Source organism: Sphingobium phenoxybenzoativorans, from assembly GCF_001757355.1.
GTDB classification, from domain to species: domain Bacteria; phylum Pseudomonadota; class Alphaproteobacteria; order Sphingomonadales; family Sphingomonadaceae; genus Sphingobium; species Sphingobium phenoxybenzoativorans.
The window spans coordinates 1-16,468 of the sequence record NZ_MINO01000076.1; the positions used below are offsets into that span (position 1 = coordinate 1).

The following is a 16,468-nucleotide window of genomic DNA, read 5'->3' on the forward strand; positions in this document are numbered from 1 at the left end:
GGCGCGTCATCCGCGACCAGCGGCGTCGCAAGCATTGGACGGCGGCCCTCCGCCGAAGCGCGGGGGTTGTTCCGCGCCCTGTCCCGCCGCGCGGCGGCCGCCGCCTCTCGCGCATCGTCCGGGCAGCCGTGCCGCGCGGACCAGGCGGACAGGCGCAACGCGGAAAGCGTGAACTCGTCCGCGCCAAAGGCCTGCTCGAAAATAGGGTCGAAACCCGCGCGCGACGTCCGCGCATAATTGCCTTCGCTCTCGCGGCCCCAGGCGGCGACTATCGAATATTCGGTTTCGCCCGCTTCCACCCGCGCGCTGGCGAGCGAGAGCGCCGAAAGCCCATCAGACGCGAGGCGTATTTCGTCGCGCAGATAGGCGCCCGCGGCGGGCGCCGTAACCATGCTGGAAAGCGAGCGCCCGTCCACCAGATCGTGCGCGGCAAGGACCACGGAGTCTATCGCCTGGATGTCCACGCCGCTGTCATCCAGCGCGGCGGATACGGAGGCGAAGATCAGGTCGGTCAGGCTAGATGACGCGTCCGCCCATCCCCTGACCATGCCCACGCCCAATATATATACCGGCTCACTATCAGTCTTCACATCCGGTCCTTTTCATTACCTTGTCGGGATCGTGCGGGATCATTCCCGCGCGATCATCCGCCGGCGCATCAATCCGCGCTGGGCGTGAACATCGGCAGCATGCGGCCGTCCCGCGCCGACCGGCGGAAAACGACGCGCACGCGGTCGCCAACCGCAAGCCGGTCGAAATCGCATTCCACCATGACCGCGATCATGGTGGGTCCTTCATCCAGCGTCACATAGGCGGGGCAGTAGGGTTCGGCCCCGACACGGACGACCGTGTAGGAATAGATTTCGCCCTTCCCCTTCGACTCCTCCCATTGGGTTTCGCCGCCGCAGAAGGGGCAGTAGGCGCGGGGATAATAATGGGGCTTCTCGCACGAAACGCAGCGCTTGATCAGCAGACGCTCATGCGCGACCGCTTCCCAATATTCGCGATTTTCCGGGAAATTCGGATCGCCGGCAAATTCCGTCATGCCACTCGCTCCAAAATAGCCGTCGCGCAGCCGTGCCGCTGGCCAAGCACTCCGCCGGTGCCGTGCGACATCGCAAGCGTGCAATTCGGCACCTGAACCGCCGGATGCGCTTCACCGCGCAACTGGCGGACCGTTTCGATCACCTTGGTCATGCCGCCGCGATGGGCCGGATGATTGCTGCACAACCCGCCGCCATCCGTATTGACCGGCAGACGCCCGACGCCGGAGAGCAGGCCGTTGTCGGCGACGAACCGCCCGCCCTCTCCCTTCGCGCAGAAACCCAGATCCTCGATCGCGAACAGGACCGTCACGGTGAAGCTGTCATAGGTCGACAGATACTGAATATCCGCCGGCGTCAGGCCCGCCTGCGCATACGCCGCCTGCCCCGATGCGATGCCCGCCGTGCGGGTAATGTCCATCTCAAACCCGCGCTGATAGCCGATTGCATGGCCCGCGCCGCGCAGCTTGACGAGCGGACGCTTCAGGCTGCGGGCGATCTCCTCCCGCGCCAGCACGACCGCGCCGCCGCCGTCGCTGATGACGCAGCAATCGAGCCGGTGCAGCGGATCGGCCACCATGGGCGATGCCAGGACTTCCTCCACCGTCACCGGCTTGGGCAAGCGCGCATGAGGATTATGCTGCGCATGCTGCGATATCGCGACCTTGATCCAGGCAAGCTGTTCGGACGTGGTGCCATATTCATGCATGTGCCGCCGCGCCGCCAGCGCATAGCTGGCAGCAAGATAGGGACCATAGGGAAGCTCAAACTCATTTTCCGGGAAGGTGGTCAATTGCACCTGTCCGCCCGGCCGGTCGCCCTCCGCCCGCGGGCGGCCCGCCAGCGTCACCAGCGCCACATCGCACAGGCCCATTTCGATCGCCTGCGCCGCCTTGGCGACATGCAGCACGGGAGAGGAGCCGCCAATGTCCGTGGAATCGACGTAGCGGGGATTGATGCCGAGATATTCCACTATCGACAGCGGCCCCACGCCCGGCGAATCCCCGGCGCAGAAATATCCGTCGACATCCGCCAGGGTCAGCGCGGCGTCGGCAAGCGCGCCGGCCGCAACTTCGGCATGCAGCATGGGCGCGGATTTGTCGGTCGCCAGGCGCGCCGGGTGCTCATAAGCGCCCACAAAGAAGCCAGCCATATTTTGATCCTCTCAGGCCGCGGTGCGTTCCGTCACGCGCAATGAGCGTTTCTCCTCGCGCAGGTCGATGCTGCGCGGGTCGGTGCGCGGGTCGCCGCCATCGGGAAACAGAGCGCCCTTCTGAATCTTCTGCGTGCCGGTCACGGGCAATTTATCGCAAAAGGCGATCCATGCCGGCAGCTTCGCCGCGCTGACCTTGCCCAGCGCGCCGCGCTGAATGGCCTCGGCGATCTCCCGGCTGGCGGCGACCCCTTCCATCGGCACCACGCAGGCCATGATTTCCTCGTCATGCAATTCATCCACCACGGCCAATACCGCCACCGCCTTGACCTCCGGCAGGCCGACCAGCGCATTTTCGACTTCGGCGGCAGCGATATTCTCGCCGCTGCGGCGGATGATATTCTTACGCCTGTCGACGAAATACAGCATGCCGTCGGGGTCCTGACGGCAGATGTCGCCGGTGTGGAACCAGCCGCCGCGCCATGCTTCTTCGGTTTCCTTCTCCTGCTTGAGATAGCCGGAGAAGAATCCGGCGCGCGGATCAGGCCCGGACGCGCGCACGATCAACTCCCCCGGCGCGCCATGGGGCAGGTCCTGATCATTTTCGTCGACGATCCGCACTTCCCAGGGCGCATGCGGGCGGCCGAAGGCCCGCGCCTCGCGGCTGCGCGGCTCCTCGCTGTTCATGATCGCGCGCGATGTCTCGGTCATCCCCCATGCTTCGACCAGCGGGATGTTGAAACGCTCCTCGAAAAGATCGCGGATGGCTGGCTCTATCCCCGCGCCATAGCCGTAACGGACCACATGCTGCTTTTCTTCCGGGGTCTCCGGCGTATTGACCAGCAGCGGCGGAATGATCCCCAGATAATGGAAGCAGGTCGCCTTCGTCTTGACCAGATCCTTCCACCAGCGCGATGCGCGGAAGCGGTCCTGCATCACCAGGCAATTCCCGCGCTTGAGCACGCTGGTAAAGGTAAAGACCGTCACATTCATGTGAAAGGCGGGCAGGGGGATGTAGAGGCGGTCGCCGCCATCCCGGAACGCGACAGGCCCGTTCGCGCCCGTATAGGAGTCGGCCGCCGCCAAACAGGACGCATTGGATATCAGGCACCCCTTGGGCTTGCTGGTGGTGCCGGACGTGTAGATGATCAGCGCGATGCGCTTGCCCTTGTCAGCCGAGACCTCATGCGGGCCGATGCCGGGCGCGGGCAAGGGCGCACCGGGTTCCGACAGGTCGAATACCGGCACCGCCGGATCGAGCGTCTCCACAGCCTTGCGGATATTGGCAATGCATTGCGGCGACGCCACGACCAGCGCGCATTCGGGGAAACCGATGCCATAGGCCATTTCGTCGGGCAGATAGTCGGGGTTCAGCGTGACGGCGGTCGCACCGATGCTGTTGAGCGCGAGATAGTGCCAGAAATGCTCCGGCATGTTGCCCGCCGCCAGGGCGACGCGGTGCCCCGGCCCATAGCCCGCATCGACATAGCGTTTGGCGAGCGCGTCAATGACGCCTTTCGCTTCGGCATAGCTGATTTCAAAGCCATCCTCGCAATATCCACGCCCCTCGGTGGCCGGGTAGCAAAGCACGGACCGGCCGGGCGCGCGCGCCGCCGTCTGCGCGAAAAGATCGTAAACTGACTCTGCCATCATCTCATTCACAAAGGCGCAGGCGCGGACCCGCTGCGCGCGCATGGCCGATATGGAACCTCTCCCAAGGCGGGTCGGACCAAAGCCTATACGCGGCCAAAGCTTTCTTCAACACAAATGTTGACAATAAAGAGATAGCTTCCCATCAGTAAGGCAAAGAACGGCCAATCAACCGGGAGAGTGACTGTGAAGCTGGTAAGCTATCGGTATGAAGGTCGAATCGGAGTCGGCAAGACCGACGGAGAAATGATCACCGCCCTGGGTTCGCGCCTCAGCATGCCGGTGCCCGACATGATCGCCCTGATCGCCAACTGGGACAGTCTTGCAGAGGAGGTGCGCGCCGCGACCGGCAACGACCATGCTCTGGGCGATGTGGAATTGCTGGCTCCGGTGCAGCGCCCCGGCAAGATATTCGGCCTGGGCATGAACTATGCCGACCATGTGGCCGAAGCCGCGATGCCGATGCCGGAGGATCAAATCTGGTTCACCAAGGCGGTGACTTCCGTAAACGGCCCCTGTGCCCCGGTGGAATTGCCCAAGGCGTCGGCCCTGCTCGATTATGAGGCGGAACTGGTGTTCATCATTGGCAAGCGCTGCCGCCACGTCTCCGCCGACCAGGCGGCCGGCGTCATCTTCGGCTATTGCGCGGGCAACGATTTCAGCGTGCGCGACTGGCAGCTCAAGACGTCGCAATATGTGCTCGGCAAATCGTTCGACACGCACGCCCCGTTCGGCCCGTGGATCGTGACGCCGGACGAAATCGATCCCGCAGCGCTCCCGATCCGCTCAACGGTCAATGGCGAGGTGCGGCAATCCTCCAACACCCGGCATTTCATCTTCGATCCCGCCGCACAGATCGCGCATCTGTCGCAGGCGATGACGCTGGAGCCGGGCGACGTGATCTTCACGGGGACGCCGGGCGGCGTCGGCGCGGCGATGAAGCCGCCATCCTTCCTGAAGGCGGGCGACGTCGTGCGCGTCGAAATAGACGGCATCGGCGCAATCGAGAACCGGGTCGTCAACGAGGCCGGCTAGGGCGATTTCATGCCGGACGCCCTCGTCCGGCTGCCCGGAAATCGCGGAAAAGAAAAATGTCAGGGCGGCTTTACTTCGATCCGGGTGAAGCCCGCTCCAAGCCCCATGGAGAGGACTATATCATGGCAAATGTTGCGAGAGATTTGGAAGGCCGGTCGATCATCTGCACCGGCGCTGGCAGCGGCATCGGCCGCAGCGGGGCGGTCATCGCTGCGCGGCACGGCGCCCACATCCTGGTCACCGACATAAGCGAGGAAGGCGGGCGCGAAACCGTCGACCTGATCCGGGCCGAAGGCGGCATCGCGGAGTTTGAGCGCATCGACATCTCCAAGGAGGAGGACGCCAAGCGCATGGTCGAACGCGCAATCGCCCTTTTTGGAAAGCTGGATGGCGCATTCAACAATGCGGCCGTTCCGCAAAAGACCGCGATGGTCCACGAACTGACGCTTGATCAATGGCGCCGCAACATCGACGTGACGCTGACCGGCACATTCCTGTGCATGAAATATGAGCTGGAGGCGATGCTGGCCAATGGCAAGGGCGCCATCGTCAACACCTCGTCGGGCGCGGGCCTGAAGGGCTTCAAGCTGGGGTCGGAATACACCGCGGCCAAGCATGGCGTCGTGGGCCTGACGCGCACCGCCGCGCTGGAATATTCCGGCCTTGGCATCCGCATCAATTCGATCTCGCCGGGCGGCGTCCGCACGCCGATGCTGGAGGGCGCGATGAAGACGAATCCCGATCTAGAACCCTATATCGTTTCTACCCACCCCATCGGCCGCATGGCGCACCCGGACGAACTGGGCGAAGCCGCCGTCTGGCTGCTGTCCGACGCCGCCTCTTTCGTGACGGGCGCGATCCTGCCGGTGGATGGCGGCCATATGGCCTGATCCACCCTCCATCATTCTCGCAGAGCGGTGACGGCGCCGGCCGCACCCCTTCGCGCGTCTTGCGCACACGGCCGCAGGCCAATCCACAAGGAAGCATCGGAATGACGACATCAGCAAAGGATCTGGAAGGCCGCTCCATCATCTGCACAGGCGCGGGCAGCGGTATCGGGCGCAGCGCCGCAGTGATCGCTTCCCGCCGTGGCGCGGCCATCCTGGTTGCCGACATCAATGAGGATGGCGGCCGCGAAACGGTCGAGATGATCCGGGGTGGGGGCGGCCGGGCGGAATTTCAGCGCACCGATATTTCGAAGGAGGATGAGGTGGAGCGCATGGTCGTCCAGGCCCTATCCCATTTTGGCAGGCTGGATGGCGCGTTCAACAATGCCGCAGTGGCGCAGAAGTCGGCGATGATCCACGAACTGACGCCGGAACAATGGCAGGTGAATATGGACGTCACGCTGACCGGCACCTTCCTGTGCATGAAGCATGAGCTGCGCGCCATGATGGCGAACGGCAGGGGCGCAATCGTCAACACCTCCTCCGGCGCGGGCTTGCGCGGGTTCAAAATGGGGTCGGAATATTCGGCGGCAAAGCATGGCGTGGTCGGGCTTACGCGCACGGCGGCGCTGGAATATTCGGGGATGGGCATCCGCATCAACGCCATAGCGCCCGGCGGCGTGCGCACGCCCATGCTGCAATGGGCGCTCGATTCGATCGATGGCCTTGAAGACTATATGATCAGCAATCTCCCCATTGGCCGGATCGGCGAGCCGGACGAGCTGGGGGAGGCGGCGGTCTGGCTGCTGTCCGACGCCGCATCCTTCGTCACCGGCGCCACCCTTCCCGTGGATGGCGGCTATATGGCGTGAGAAAGCCGCAATCTATCAACACATACGTTGACCGTATCCATGCCTTCCCCTATTATGGGCGGAACAAAAGCATAATCGCACGCCGGTTTGATCGCAGAGAGGATGGGAGGACGCATGCTGCCCCCTGGTTTTGAAACGATAGAAAAATATGTCGGCTATTGGGACGTGCCCACCACGTCCGAACGGTGGGAGCGCCGCGCCGCAGCTTCCATGGATGAGATTCGCGCATTTTACGACGACATGCTCGCCCATGCCGACCAGGCGCTCGATGTCATCGCGCTGCATGACATCAACGCCATGCCCGACGATGTGGCGACCCTGGCCAGACTGATGCTGGCATTAATGAGCGCTGCGGTCGCCATCGAGGTCGTCGGCGCGCCGCGCGACCCTTATTCTCCCTACCCACACAGCGTCCGCGTTCTGCGCGGGCCAAGTCCCTGGGGCTGATCCCACCAAAGGAGACAGCATGAATATTGAGACGAAAAGTCCAGTCCCCGGATTTGACGATAGCTATACCCTTGCTCTCGGTCTGGACACGGGACCGCTGTCGACCGATCCCTATATCTCTCCGGCCCATTATGAACTTGAGCGTGAGCGCGTTTTCGGCCGCGCATGGCTGGCGATGGGCCGCGAGGAGCAGGTTCCCGAATCCGGCTCCTACATCGTGCGGGAGCTGGAGGTGTGCAACGCATCCGTCCTGATCGTGCGTCAGAAAAGCGGCGGCATTCAGGCTTTCCACAATGTCTGTTCGCATCGCCAGAACCTGATCATGAACAGCAGCGAGGGGCGCGCCCCGCGCTTCACCTGCCGCTATCATAGCTGGACCTTCGGCACCGACGGCGCGCTTCTGTCCGTACCGGACGAACGCCGCTTCTTCGATTTCGACAAGAAGAAATGCGGCCTGACGCCGATCGCGACCGAAGTCTGGCAAGGCTGGATATTCATCAACATGCAGAGCGAACCGGAGGTTAGCCTGGCTGAGTTTCTGGGCGATTTCGGCAAATTCTACACCGGCGTACCATTTCCGGGATCGGGCCACAGCCTGAAATTCGAGGCGAACCTCGATGCGAACTGGAAAGTGATCAGCGATGCGTTCGCCGAATCCTACCATGTGCCGTCCATCCACAACAAGACGCTGCGCCCGGCGTTCAGCAATGCGTCCAATCCCTTCGCCCGGCCGATCCGGGCCTCCGCCTGGGGACCGCACAGCGCCTATTCGGCGTTCGCCAATCTGGAATATGCGCCGCCGGAAAATGCGCTGGGCGAACGCCTCGCCTATCGCAATATGGGGGCGAACAACATCATCTCGCCTTCCGGCGCCAATGAGATCGACAAATTGCTGGGGCATCCGTCGATCAATCCCAACAATAGCGCGGAATGGTGTTCGGACGCCAATGTGATCTTTCCGAACTTCCATCTGGACGTGTCCTTCGGCGGCTTCTTCATCCATCATTTCTGGCCGACGTCGCACCGCTCGACCCGTTGGGTCGCCGAATATTTCATGGAGCCCGCGGCGGATTTCCAGACCCGTCTGCAGCAGGAATATTACGCCATCCGCAATATCGAGGTTCTTCTGGAGGACATCGGAAATACGGAGCGCGTGCAAAAGGGGATGGAAACCCGCGCCAAGCGGAACATCTATCTTCAGGACGGTGAAGTGATCATCCGCAATCTGCTTCATCATATCGATCGCTGGATCAAGGCGGACAGCGCGCGGGAAGCGCTCGACCTCTGACGGGAAAGACTGGCTTGTCCGGCCGTACCGGACAAGCCGTCGCCGTCTCCCGCCTTATCAACCTGGAAATATCAGGCCAGAAACATCAGGGCAGCATCGTCCGCAACAAGGACCGCAATTGCGCCGGTTTCACCGGCTTGTTGAGCAGCGCTATGCCCGTCGCGGCCAGTTGCGTTTTCAGCGCCTCGCCACGGTCGGCTGAAATCATCACCGCAGGCACGGCTGCGCCGAAATGCGCATGCAACTGTGCAACCACCCGGTCCCCCGTTTCACCGTCATTCAGATGATAGTCGGCCAGGATGATGTCGGGGCGCACGCCGTCGGGGAATAATTTCACCGCCTCGGCATAGTCGCCTGCCGTCACGACTTCGCATCCCCAGCCATTGAGCAATGTGCGCATGCCCGACTGGATCTGCCGCTCATTGTCCACCACCAGCACGCGCAGGCCGCGCATCGACCGGTCGCGCGTCGCCCCACCGCCATCCGTGGCGGCGTCATCGATCGGACGGCCAAGCGGCAGCGTGATGGAGAAGGTCGATCCCTGTCCGGGCGCTGACCGCAACCTGATGTCGTGCCCCAGCATGTCGGCCGCGCGGCGCACGATCGCCAGTCCCAGCCCCTTGCCCTGACTGCGCGTGTCGAGCCTGCGGAACTCCTCGAAGATCAACGCCTGCTGCTCCTTCGCGATGCCCCGTCCGGTGTCGGCGACATGCACTGCGACGCGCCCCTCCTCCACCGCGCAGCACACGCTGACGCTGCCCGCATGCGTGTAGCGGATCGCATTGGAGATGAAATTCTGGAGGATGCGGCGCAATAACCGCACGTCGGTCTCGACCCATAGCTGCTCGGTCTCGATCCGGAAGGCCAGACCGGCGGCGCGCGCCATCGGCGTGAATTCGACATTCAAGGTCTGCAGCAACTGGTCGATGCGGAAATGGCTGACCTCCGGCTGGATCGCCCCCGCGTCGAGCCGCGAAATCTCCAGCAGCGCCTCCAGCAGATCCTCGACCGAATCCAGCGCCATCGATGTCTGCGACACCAGCGCGCGGGTGGGCAGCGCCAGCCGCTTGTCGCCCAGCGCCGCAACGAACAGCCGCGCCGCATTCAACGGCTGCAGCAGGTCATGGCTGGCGGCCGCCAGAAAACTGGTCTTGGACAGATTGGCCTTTTCGGCGGACGTCTTTGCCTCGGTCAGCGCCACTTCCATCGCCCGCCGCTCCGCGACTTCATGGCCCAGCCGCTGATTCACCTCCAGCAATTCGGCGGTACGCTCGGACACGCGCCGCTCCAGCGTCTCGGCGGTTTCCTGCAACGCCGCCTGCGCGCGCAGCATGTCGGTGACATCGGTGAAGCTGAACACCTGCCCGCCCTGCACCGTGCGGGTCGATCGTATCTCGAAGCTCCGGTCGCCTGCGGGACAAAGCTGGCTGACCGGCGCGGCATGGCTGTCGTCCGGCCGCCATTCCAGACAGCCGCGGTCATCCATGCCCCTGATCCCCCGGCACCATTTCAGGAAGCCGTCATGGGTGGAAAATGCCCGTTCCGGATCGCCCGACACACCCAGCAAACGGCCCAGCGCGCCGTTCCAGGCCGACAATCGCCTGTTGCTGTCGAACATGCACACGCCCTCGGACAAGGTGTCGAGGGTCGACTGCAATATCAGGTTGCGTTCGGCCAGTTCCAGCGCACGCGCACGCGCATCCTCCGCCTTCACCTCGGTAATGTCAGTATAGATGCCGACGATGCCGCCCTCGCTGGTGCGCAGTTCGTTGATCTGCACCCAGCGCCCGTCGGCCAGCGCCTGCACATGGCCGCCATCGGCGACGCCATGCTGCGCCAGCCGGTCGGATACCCAGCGATCCGGCGCGACCGCCGCCCCCAGCGGCTGCAAATGCTCGGCCGCCAGCTTCGCTATGTCGGCAAAGCCGATGCCTTCGCGCACATGCGGCGCCAGTTCCGGCCAGAAGCCCAGATAGGCTTCGTTGAACAGCACCAGCCGGTCATCCGCATCGAACAGCACGAAACCTTCGTTGATGGAATCAATGGCATCGCGCAGGCGCATCCGGGCCGCATCAGCATGGCCATGCGCTTCGGCCAGATCGGCATTGGCTGTGGCAAGCTTGGCGAGCGCATCCTCAAGCTGGCTGGTCCGGTCGCGCACCATCGCCTCAAGCGAAATCGCCGTTTCGAACATGGAGAAGGCGTTGACCGACATGTCGCTCGACCGCTCGACCCGGTCCATCAGCGCTATGTTGATCTTGCGCAGCTTGCGCACTTCTTCCCGTAGCGCGTCGATATCATCCGCCTGATCGCTAGACAGAGAAATGCGCGCCGTGTCGCTCATGTGCCGATCGCAAGGCCGCTGAAGGTCTGGTTGACGTGCAAGGCATGATATTGCTCGCCATAGGTGTTGAAGCCGATCACCCCGTTGCGGCGATAGAGTTGCGATACCTCATGCGCGATCTGCCGCTGCTCGGCGTCAATGCGGTTCAGCACGCAGTCGAAGGCGATGATCCGGTCAACTTCGCCGATGGTGCCGCGAATATCGCTGAACAGCGCCTCCATGCCCGCAATCCGGTCGACCGGTTCGCCCACGGTCAGCACGATCCCCTCATCAATGGCGCAGTAGAAGGTCAGGCTGCCATCGTCATTCGCGCTCTGGATCGACCGGACATAATATTCGCCACCCGCCCGCACCATCGGCGGATGTGCGGCGAAAAACTCCGTGCCCAGCGCTTCCCCCGCATGCCCGGCCAGCCGCAGATATTCGGCGGCGGCGGGTTCGGCGTTGATTTCCGTGACGATCCGCTCATGCGGCAATGCGCCCGTGATCACCATCTTGTGCTCGCCGGGGCGATAATGTTGCGCCTTGAACACATGCATCGGCCGGGGCGTCGACAATATCGCGACCACCGCCGCGCGGCTGTGGAAAGCGCCGCCCTCCAATATGGCGGTCTGTCGGAAAGCGAGATCATCGCCCGACGATCCGCCGATCAGCGGAATGTCGCCCAGCGCATCCTGGATCGTCATCGTCAGCAATTCTTCGGAATGCGACAGACCGTCGACCAGGAACAAAGCGACATGATTGACGGCATCCCCCAGATGGCGGCTGTCCCTCTCCGCCTCCGCCGCAAGCGCCCGCACCGCAGCCCGGGCCGCGGCGGGATCAAAATTGTCGATATCCAGAAAACAGTGCGAAGCCATGTGGAATGCGGCGGCGGGGAAGCCGATCACGCTCAGGCTGCCATGATCATAGCCCTGCGCCGTCAGTTCGCCGGAGCTTGTGCAGCCGATCACGCGCACGCCCTCGCTGCGGCGATTGATCGCCCGCGCCAGCATATCGCGGTCCAGATGGTGGGAACAAAATACGATCGCCCCGGCCAGCGGCGCGTCGCCCAGTTGCGCCATGATATCGTCCATGGCGGCGAAGGGATCCTCGGCGTGCGAGGACGCGAAGCCGATCAATTGCTTCACCTCCATATGTGCGATGCTCATCGCCCTCTCCATCATTCTTCCGGGCAAATCATGGACGCTAATGGGTGCCTTTGTCACTCGAAACCAGCCGGTGCCGCACGCGCCGCATGGACAGAATCAGGACAAGGATCACCGGCGGAACAAGCATGCCGAGCCACAGCGTCGCCGAAAATGCCGGCCAATGCTTTTCCGCGGCCTTGAGCGGATAGGCGATCAGGCCAATCAGATAATAGCTTATCGCCACCGCCGACAGGCCTTCGACCAGATGCTGCAGCCGCAGTTGCATGCGCGCGCTCTCGTCCATGGACGCCAGCAGGCGGGCATTCTGGTTTTCGATATGGGTTTCGATCCGCGTGCGCAGCAGGGCGGTGAACTGGGCCGCCCGCGCATTCAGAAGCGCCAGCCGGTCGGTCAGCGCGGCGCAGGTCTGGATCGCGGGATGAAAACGGCGCTCCGTGAAATCGGCGAGAGACTGATATCCGGCGATCGGCTCCACCCGCAACTGGTCGAGACGGCTGGCGACGATCCGCGCATAGGCGGCGGTCGCGCTCATGCGATACCCGCACCGGCTGTCGATCGACAGCAATTGGGCCGACAGGCTGGTGAGCGATTCCAGCAGCTCGTCATCGCGCCGGTCGCCCTTCGCAAGCGATTGGCCGACCCCCTCCAGCGCCCCTTCCAATGCATCGAGCGCAGTCCATGCCTTGCGCGCTTCGGACAGGCCGATCAGCGCCAGATTGCGATAATTGCCCAATTCCTGAAGCTGCTGCACGCACCGCGCAAGGTCGGCCGAAGGCATGTCGAGCGACGCGACGACCATCCGGCCATAGCCATCGTCATGGATGCGGAAATCGGTCCATAGCCGGGCGCGTCCGCCCGATGGGCTGCGCACATGGCAGGTGACGAGCTGGTGCCCCGCGAAACCGGCGGCATCGGCGGCGGCCGCCGCTTCATCCTCCCCGTCGATCACGATCAGGTGGCTGGCGCGGACCACGGTTCCGGGCAGGGTGTCGATCAGCGCCGTGTCCGGCGGCAATGTCCAGTTCCAGACGCCCGCACCTGCCCCAGTACCAGCGCCGGTCCCAGCATCGCCCGTCATCACCATCGTCATGGTGCTGGCTTCGCTGTGCCGTTCCCATCCCAGCCGCATGTCCGCGCCGCATAACCGCTCGGCATGGCGCGCGGCGGGATCGAAATCCGGCAGAAGTTTCGTCAGCGCCTGCGCCTCGACCTCCCTGTCCTCCACCAGCCGAACGATCTGGACGATGCGCGCGGGCGGGGAGAATGCGGGAAAGCGGCGCAACTGCATCTCGCCGACCACCTGCCGGCGCAGCGGATGATCGACCAGGCCCATGTCAGCCGCCGCGTTCCGGCTCTCCCGCCGCTTCGAGCGCTGCGGCTTCATCGTCCATGAAAATCCGGGAGCGCACGATGAAGCGCACCCCTTCCGGGCTTTCCAGCGACATGCCCGCGCCGCGCCCCGGCACGACGTCGATCGTGACCTGGGTGTGCCGCCAATATTCGAACTGCGCGGCGCCGATCCACACCTGCACGCCATCGGCGATCGTGCCGAGCAGCACATCCTGCGGCCCGACCTTGAACTCGCCCTTGGGGAAGCACATCGGCGCGGAGCCGTCGCAACAGCCGCCCGACTGGTGGAACATCAACGGGCCATGCTTGTCCGTCAGTGTGGCGATCAGATCATCGGCGGCGGGCGTCGCCAATATGCGCGGCGGGAGAATGTCCATCACCTTGCTCCCTTGGAGGTCACGAGACAGGGCGGACACCGGTTCAACGATGTCCGCCCCCAGCTACGGCGCCTGAGAGAGAAAAGGGGAATCGCGCCGCCGCTGATCCTTGCGTCAGAAGAAGCCGAGCGCCTTCGGGCTGTAGCTCACCAGCAAGTTCTTGGTCTGCTGATAATGGTCGAGCATCATCTTGTGATTTTCGCGGCCGATGCCCGACTGCTTGTATCCGCCGAACGCCGCATGGGCGGGATAGGCGTGGTAGCAATTGGTCCACACGCGCCCGGCCTGGATGCCGCGGCCCATGCGATAGGCGCGCGTTCCATCGCGGGTCCACACGCCCGCGCCCAGACCGTAAAGCGTGTCATTGGCGATGGCGAGCGCTTCGGCTTCGTCCTTGAACGTGGTGACGGCCAGGACAGGACCGAAAATCTCCTCCTGGAAGATCCGCATCTTGTTATGGCCCTTCAGCACCGTCGGCGTGACATAATAGCCTTCGCTCAGCTCGCCCTCGTGGGCTGCGCGCTCGCCGCCCGTCAGCACTTCCGCTCCCTCATCCCGGCCGATGCTGATATAGGAGAGGATCTTTTCAAGCTGATCGTTCGACGCCTGCGCGCCGATCATCGTCGCGGGATCAAGCGGGCTGCCCTGCTTGATTGCCTTCACGCGTGCGATCGCCCGTTCGATGAACTTCTCGTAGATGCTTTCCTGGATCAGCGCGCGGCTGGGGCAGGTGCAGACTTCGCCCTGATTCAGCGCGAACATCGCAAAGCCTTCCAGGCATTTGTCGAAATAATCATCGTCCGCATCCATGACATCCTCGAAGAAGATGTTGGGCGACTTGCCGCCCAGCTCCAGCGTGACGGGGATCAGATTTTCCGACGCATATTGCATGATCAGGCGGCCGGTGGTCGTCTCGCCGGTGAAGGCGATCTTGCTGATCCGTTTGTTCGACGCCAGCGGCTTGCCCGCCTCCACGCCGAAGCCGTTGACGATGTTGAGCACGCCCGCCGGCAGCAGGTCGCCGATCAACTCGGCCAGAACCAGGATCGACATCGGCGTCTGCTCGGCCGGCTTCAGCACGATGCAATTCCCTGCCGCGAGAGCGGGCGCGAGTTTCCACACCGCCATCAGGATCGGGAAGTTCCACGGGATGATCTGGCCGACAACGCCCAGCGGTTCATGGAAATGATAGGCGATGGTGTCATGATCAATCTCGCTGATCGACCCTTCCTGCGCCCGCGCGCAGCCCGCAAAATAGCGGAAATGGTCGATGGCGAGCGGGATGTCCGCATGAGTCGTCTCGCGGATCGGCTTGCCGTTGTCGATGGTCTCGGCCATCGCGATCAGGTCCAGATTGGCCTCCATGCGGTCGGCCATCTTCAGCAGGATGTTGGACCGTTCGGTCGACGACATCTTGCCCCACGCGTCCTTCGCGGCATGGGCGGCGTCGAGCGCGGCCTCAATGTCCTCCGCTGTGCCCCGCGCCACCTGACAGACTTTCTGCCCGGTCACGGGGGATATATTGTCGAAATATTCGCCCTTCGCGGGCGCAACCCAGGCGCCGCCGATATAGTTTTCGTAGCGGTCGCGGATCAGGGTCTTGCCGGCAAATTTCTCCAGCGCCTGCTGCAGCATCATCTTTCTCCTGGGTCGATATTGCATCTGAAATCAGGATGGGATCATGCTGGCGGCGGCAGGGCGGCACAATTGCACCTTGGGTCGGGAGCGGCGCGACTTCGAAATTAAGCGCCTACGATCAATGGCCTCGGCAACAGCTTATGGAAGGCCGCCGTCGACGCGGATCAGCGCGCCGGTCGTGTAGCTTGACGCCCGGCTGGCAAGGTACAGCGCGGTCGTCACGATTTCCTCCGGGCGGCCGGACCGGGGGATCGCGCCGGGAGTAGAATCGCGCATCTCATCGGGCCAGCTTTTCGAAATGTCCGTCAGGAACTGGCCGGGCGAGATCGTATTGACGCGCACATGCGGCCCATATTCGAAGGAAAAGGCGGTCGTCAGCGCATTCAACGCCGCTTTCGCGCCCGCATAAACGGCAAAGCGCGGCTGTGGGCGAATCGCGCCGGTGCTGCTGATATTGATGATCGTCCCCGATCCTGCAGCGGCCATGCGCGCGCCCACCAGCGAAGCGAGACGGAACGGCCCCTTGAAATTCACCGCGACGATCTTGTCGAACAATGCCTCGCTGGTTTCATGCGACGATGGCGACAGCGGGGACATGCCCGCATTGTTGACCAGAATGTCGATGCGGCCAAAATGCCCATAGACCGCCTCGACCAGCTCCCCGATCCCGTCCCAATCCCCGATATGGCACGGCCATACGAACGCCCGGCGGCCCAGCGCCTCCACTTCCCGCGCCACAGCCTCGCATGCTTCCCTTTTCCGGCTGGTGATGGCGATGTCCGCCCCGGCCTTTGCGAAGGCTAAGGCCATCTGACGGCCAAGCCCCCGGCTGCCGCCCGTGATCAGGGCAATCTGCCCGCTCAGGTCGAACAGATCCGCATTTGCCTTCACGCTCGCTCTCCCACTCCACGCCTCTCCAATGCGGAGTATGACAACAAAAGTCTGTTTTGACAATTTTCCGTCAATATGCAGCGAGCTGGTGTGGAACAGGGTGCGGCTAGGTCCACAATAGCTGCCCGGCCGGTTTCACAGGCCCTCTGCCTCCACCCAGTGCGCGCCGGTTATCGCGCGCGCCATGGCCCAGGTCTGCCGCCTTATGTCTGGAACGGCGACAATTTCCCAATGCGCCCCACGGGTCAGCGGGCCGACGATCATCAACCGGCCCTGCGCCCGCCCGTCCTGTGCGATCGCCCGCCCCTGCCGGTCGACGTCGATGCCGATCGCCAGCGCGTC

General features: G+C 63.5%; 15 protein-coding genes and 1 pseudogene. 5 read left to right on the plus strand and 11 right to left on the minus strand.

Translation table 11 applies throughout. The annotated features are described in order from the left end of the window. From BHQ40_RS21005 to BHQ40_RS21020, 4 genes are all read right to left on the minus strand, one after another. On the minus strand, positions 1–590 hold a 590-nt coding region (locus BHQ40_RS21005; RefSeq protein WP_216094914.1), incomplete at its 3' end, for a thiolase family protein. A gap of 68 nt (positions 591–658) precedes the next feature. Next, a complete protein-coding gene (locus tag BHQ40_RS21010; RefSeq protein ID WP_070157761.1) occupies positions 659–1,045 on the minus strand; it encodes a Zn-ribbon domain-containing OB-fold protein in 387 nt (128 codons plus the stop codon). Further along, positions 1,042–2,196 (minus strand): thiolase domain-containing protein, encoded by a 1,155-nt coding sequence (locus BHQ40_RS21015; RefSeq protein WP_070157762.1) that lies wholly within the window; start codon positions 2,194–2,196, stop codon positions 1,042–1,044. Before BHQ40_RS21015 ends, BHQ40_RS21010 begins: the two co-directional genes overlap by 4 nt. 12 nt (positions 2,197–2,208) lie before the next feature. Further along, the gene (locus BHQ40_RS21020) at positions 2,209–3,891 is read right to left on the minus strand and encodes an AMP-binding protein (RefSeq protein ID WP_083277076.1); all 1,683 of its coding nucleotides are present in this window, start codon (positions 3,889–3,891) and stop codon (positions 2,209–2,211) included. 141 nt (positions 3,892–4,032) lie between these two features. Here BHQ40_RS21020 and BHQ40_RS21025 point away from each other — a divergent pair, with 141 nt between their 5' ends. The 5 genes from BHQ40_RS21025 (at position 4,033) to BHQ40_RS21045 (ending at position 8,375) form a co-directional block, all read left to right on the plus strand. Further along, positions 4,033–4,881, plus strand: a complete 849-nt coding sequence (locus BHQ40_RS21025) for a fumarylacetoacetate hydrolase family protein (RefSeq protein ID WP_070157763.1) — start codon at positions 4,033–4,035, stop codon at positions 4,879–4,881. A gap of 122 nt (positions 4,882–5,003) precedes the next feature. Next, entirely contained in the window at positions 5,004–5,771 is a 768-nt protein-coding gene (locus tag BHQ40_RS21030) for an SDR family NAD(P)-dependent oxidoreductase (RefSeq protein WP_070157772.1), read from the plus strand. Between the two features lie 101 nt (positions 5,772–5,872). Beyond that, a complete protein-coding gene (locus BHQ40_RS21035) occupies positions 5,873–6,640 on the plus strand; it encodes an SDR family NAD(P)-dependent oxidoreductase (RefSeq protein WP_070157764.1) in 768 nt (255 codons plus the stop codon). A 114-nt stretch (positions 6,641–6,754) separates the two neighbouring features. Then, positions 6,755–7,087 (plus strand): hypothetical protein, encoded by a 333-nt coding sequence (locus tag BHQ40_RS21040; protein WP_083277077.1) that lies wholly within the window; start codon positions 6,755–6,757, stop codon positions 7,085–7,087. Between the two features lie 19 nt (positions 7,088–7,106). Further along, positions 7,107–8,375: an aromatic ring-hydroxylating oxygenase subunit alpha gene (locus tag BHQ40_RS21045; protein WP_070157766.1), complete on the plus strand. Its 1,269-nt coding sequence runs from the start codon at positions 7,107–7,109 to the stop codon at positions 8,373–8,375. Positions 8,376–8,460: 85 nt separating this feature from the next. On the opposite strand, the gene BHQ40_RS21050 is transcribed toward BHQ40_RS21045, so the two are convergent. From BHQ40_RS21050 to BHQ40_RS21080, 7 genes and pseudogenes are all read right to left on the minus strand, one after another. Then, the gene (locus BHQ40_RS21050) at positions 8,461–10,719 is read right to left on the minus strand and encodes a hybrid sensor histidine kinase/response regulator (protein WP_070157767.1); all 2,259 of its coding nucleotides are present in this window, start codon (positions 10,717–10,719) and stop codon (positions 8,461–8,463) included. After that, a complete protein-coding gene (locus BHQ40_RS21055) occupies positions 10,716–11,870 on the minus strand; it encodes an FIST N-terminal domain-containing protein (RefSeq protein WP_354321630.1) in 1,155 nt (384 codons plus the stop codon). The genes BHQ40_RS21050 and BHQ40_RS21055 overlap by 4 nt, the downstream gene beginning before the upstream one ends. A 37-nt stretch (positions 11,871–11,907) precedes the next feature. Beyond that, complete coding sequence (locus tag BHQ40_RS21060) at positions 11,908–13,254, minus strand: DUF3422 domain-containing protein (RefSeq protein ID WP_253183431.1); 1,347 nt, start codon at positions 13,252–13,254, stop codon at positions 11,908–11,910. After that, complete coding sequence (locus tag BHQ40_RS21065; RefSeq protein WP_070157769.1) at positions 13,205–13,597, minus strand: DUF779 domain-containing protein; 393 nt, start codon at positions 13,595–13,597, stop codon at positions 13,205–13,207. Before BHQ40_RS21065 ends, BHQ40_RS21060 begins: the two co-directional genes overlap by 50 nt. Before the next feature lie 114 nt (positions 13,598–13,711). After that, complete coding sequence (gene adh, locus BHQ40_RS21070; protein WP_070157770.1) at positions 13,712–15,232, minus strand: aldehyde dehydrogenase; 1,521 nt, start codon at positions 15,230–15,232, stop codon at positions 13,712–13,714. 141 nt (positions 15,233–15,373) lie between these two features. Next, on the minus strand, positions 15,374–16,126 hold the full coding sequence (locus BHQ40_RS21075; protein WP_139139396.1) for an SDR family NAD(P)-dependent oxidoreductase: 753 nt from the start codon (positions 16,124–16,126) through the stop codon (positions 15,374–15,376). 135 nt (positions 16,127–16,261) lie between these two features. Further along, positions 16,262–16,468: pseudogene (locus BHQ40_RS21080) on the minus strand (FAD/NAD(P)-binding protein); the annotation flags it as partial.

Bases quoted from the DNA above. Each gene is read 5' to 3' on its own strand.
- BHQ40_RS21010 (WP_070157761.1), bottom strand. From the start codon at position 1,045: ATGACGGAATTTGCCGGCGATCCGAATTTCCCGGAAAATCGCGAATAT.
- BHQ40_RS21015 (WP_070157762.1), bottom strand. From the start codon at position 2,196: ATGGCTGGCTTCTTTGTGGGCGCTTATGAGCACCCGGCGCGCCTGGCG.
- BHQ40_RS21020 (WP_083277076.1), bottom strand. From the start codon at position 3,891: ATGCGCGCGCAGCGGGTCCGCGCCTGCGCCTTTGTGAATGAGATGATG.
- BHQ40_RS21030 (WP_070157772.1), top strand. From the start codon at position 5,004: ATGGCAAATGTTGCGAGAGATTTGGAAGGCCGGTCGATCATCTGCACC.
- BHQ40_RS21035 (WP_070157764.1), top strand. From the start codon at position 5,873: ATGACGACATCAGCAAAGGATCTGGAAGGCCGCTCCATCATCTGCACA.
- BHQ40_RS21040 (WP_083277077.1), top strand. From the start codon at position 6,755: ATGCTGCCCCCTGGTTTTGAAACGATAGAAAAATATGTCGGCTATTGG.
- BHQ40_RS21045 (WP_070157766.1), top strand. From the start codon at position 7,107: ATGAATATTGAGACGAAAAGTCCAGTCCCCGGATTTGACGATAGCTAT.
- BHQ40_RS21050 (WP_070157767.1), bottom strand. From the start codon at position 10,719: ATGAGCGACACGGCGCGCATTTCTCTGTCTAGCGATCAGGCGGATGAT.
- BHQ40_RS21055 (WP_354321630.1), bottom strand. From the start codon at position 11,870: ATGAGCATCGCACATATGGAGGTGAAGCAATTGATCGGCTTCGCGTCC.
- BHQ40_RS21060 (WP_253183431.1), bottom strand. From the start codon at position 13,254: ATGAAGCCGCAGCGCTCGAAGCGGCGGGAGAGCCGGAACGCGGCGGCT.
- BHQ40_RS21065 (WP_070157769.1), bottom strand. From the start codon at position 13,597: ATGGACATTCTCCCGCCGCGCATATTGGCGACGCCCGCCGCCGATGAT.
- adh (WP_070157770.1), bottom strand. From the start codon at position 15,232: ATGCTGCAGCAGGCGCTGGAGAAATTTGCCGGCAAGACCCTGATCCGC.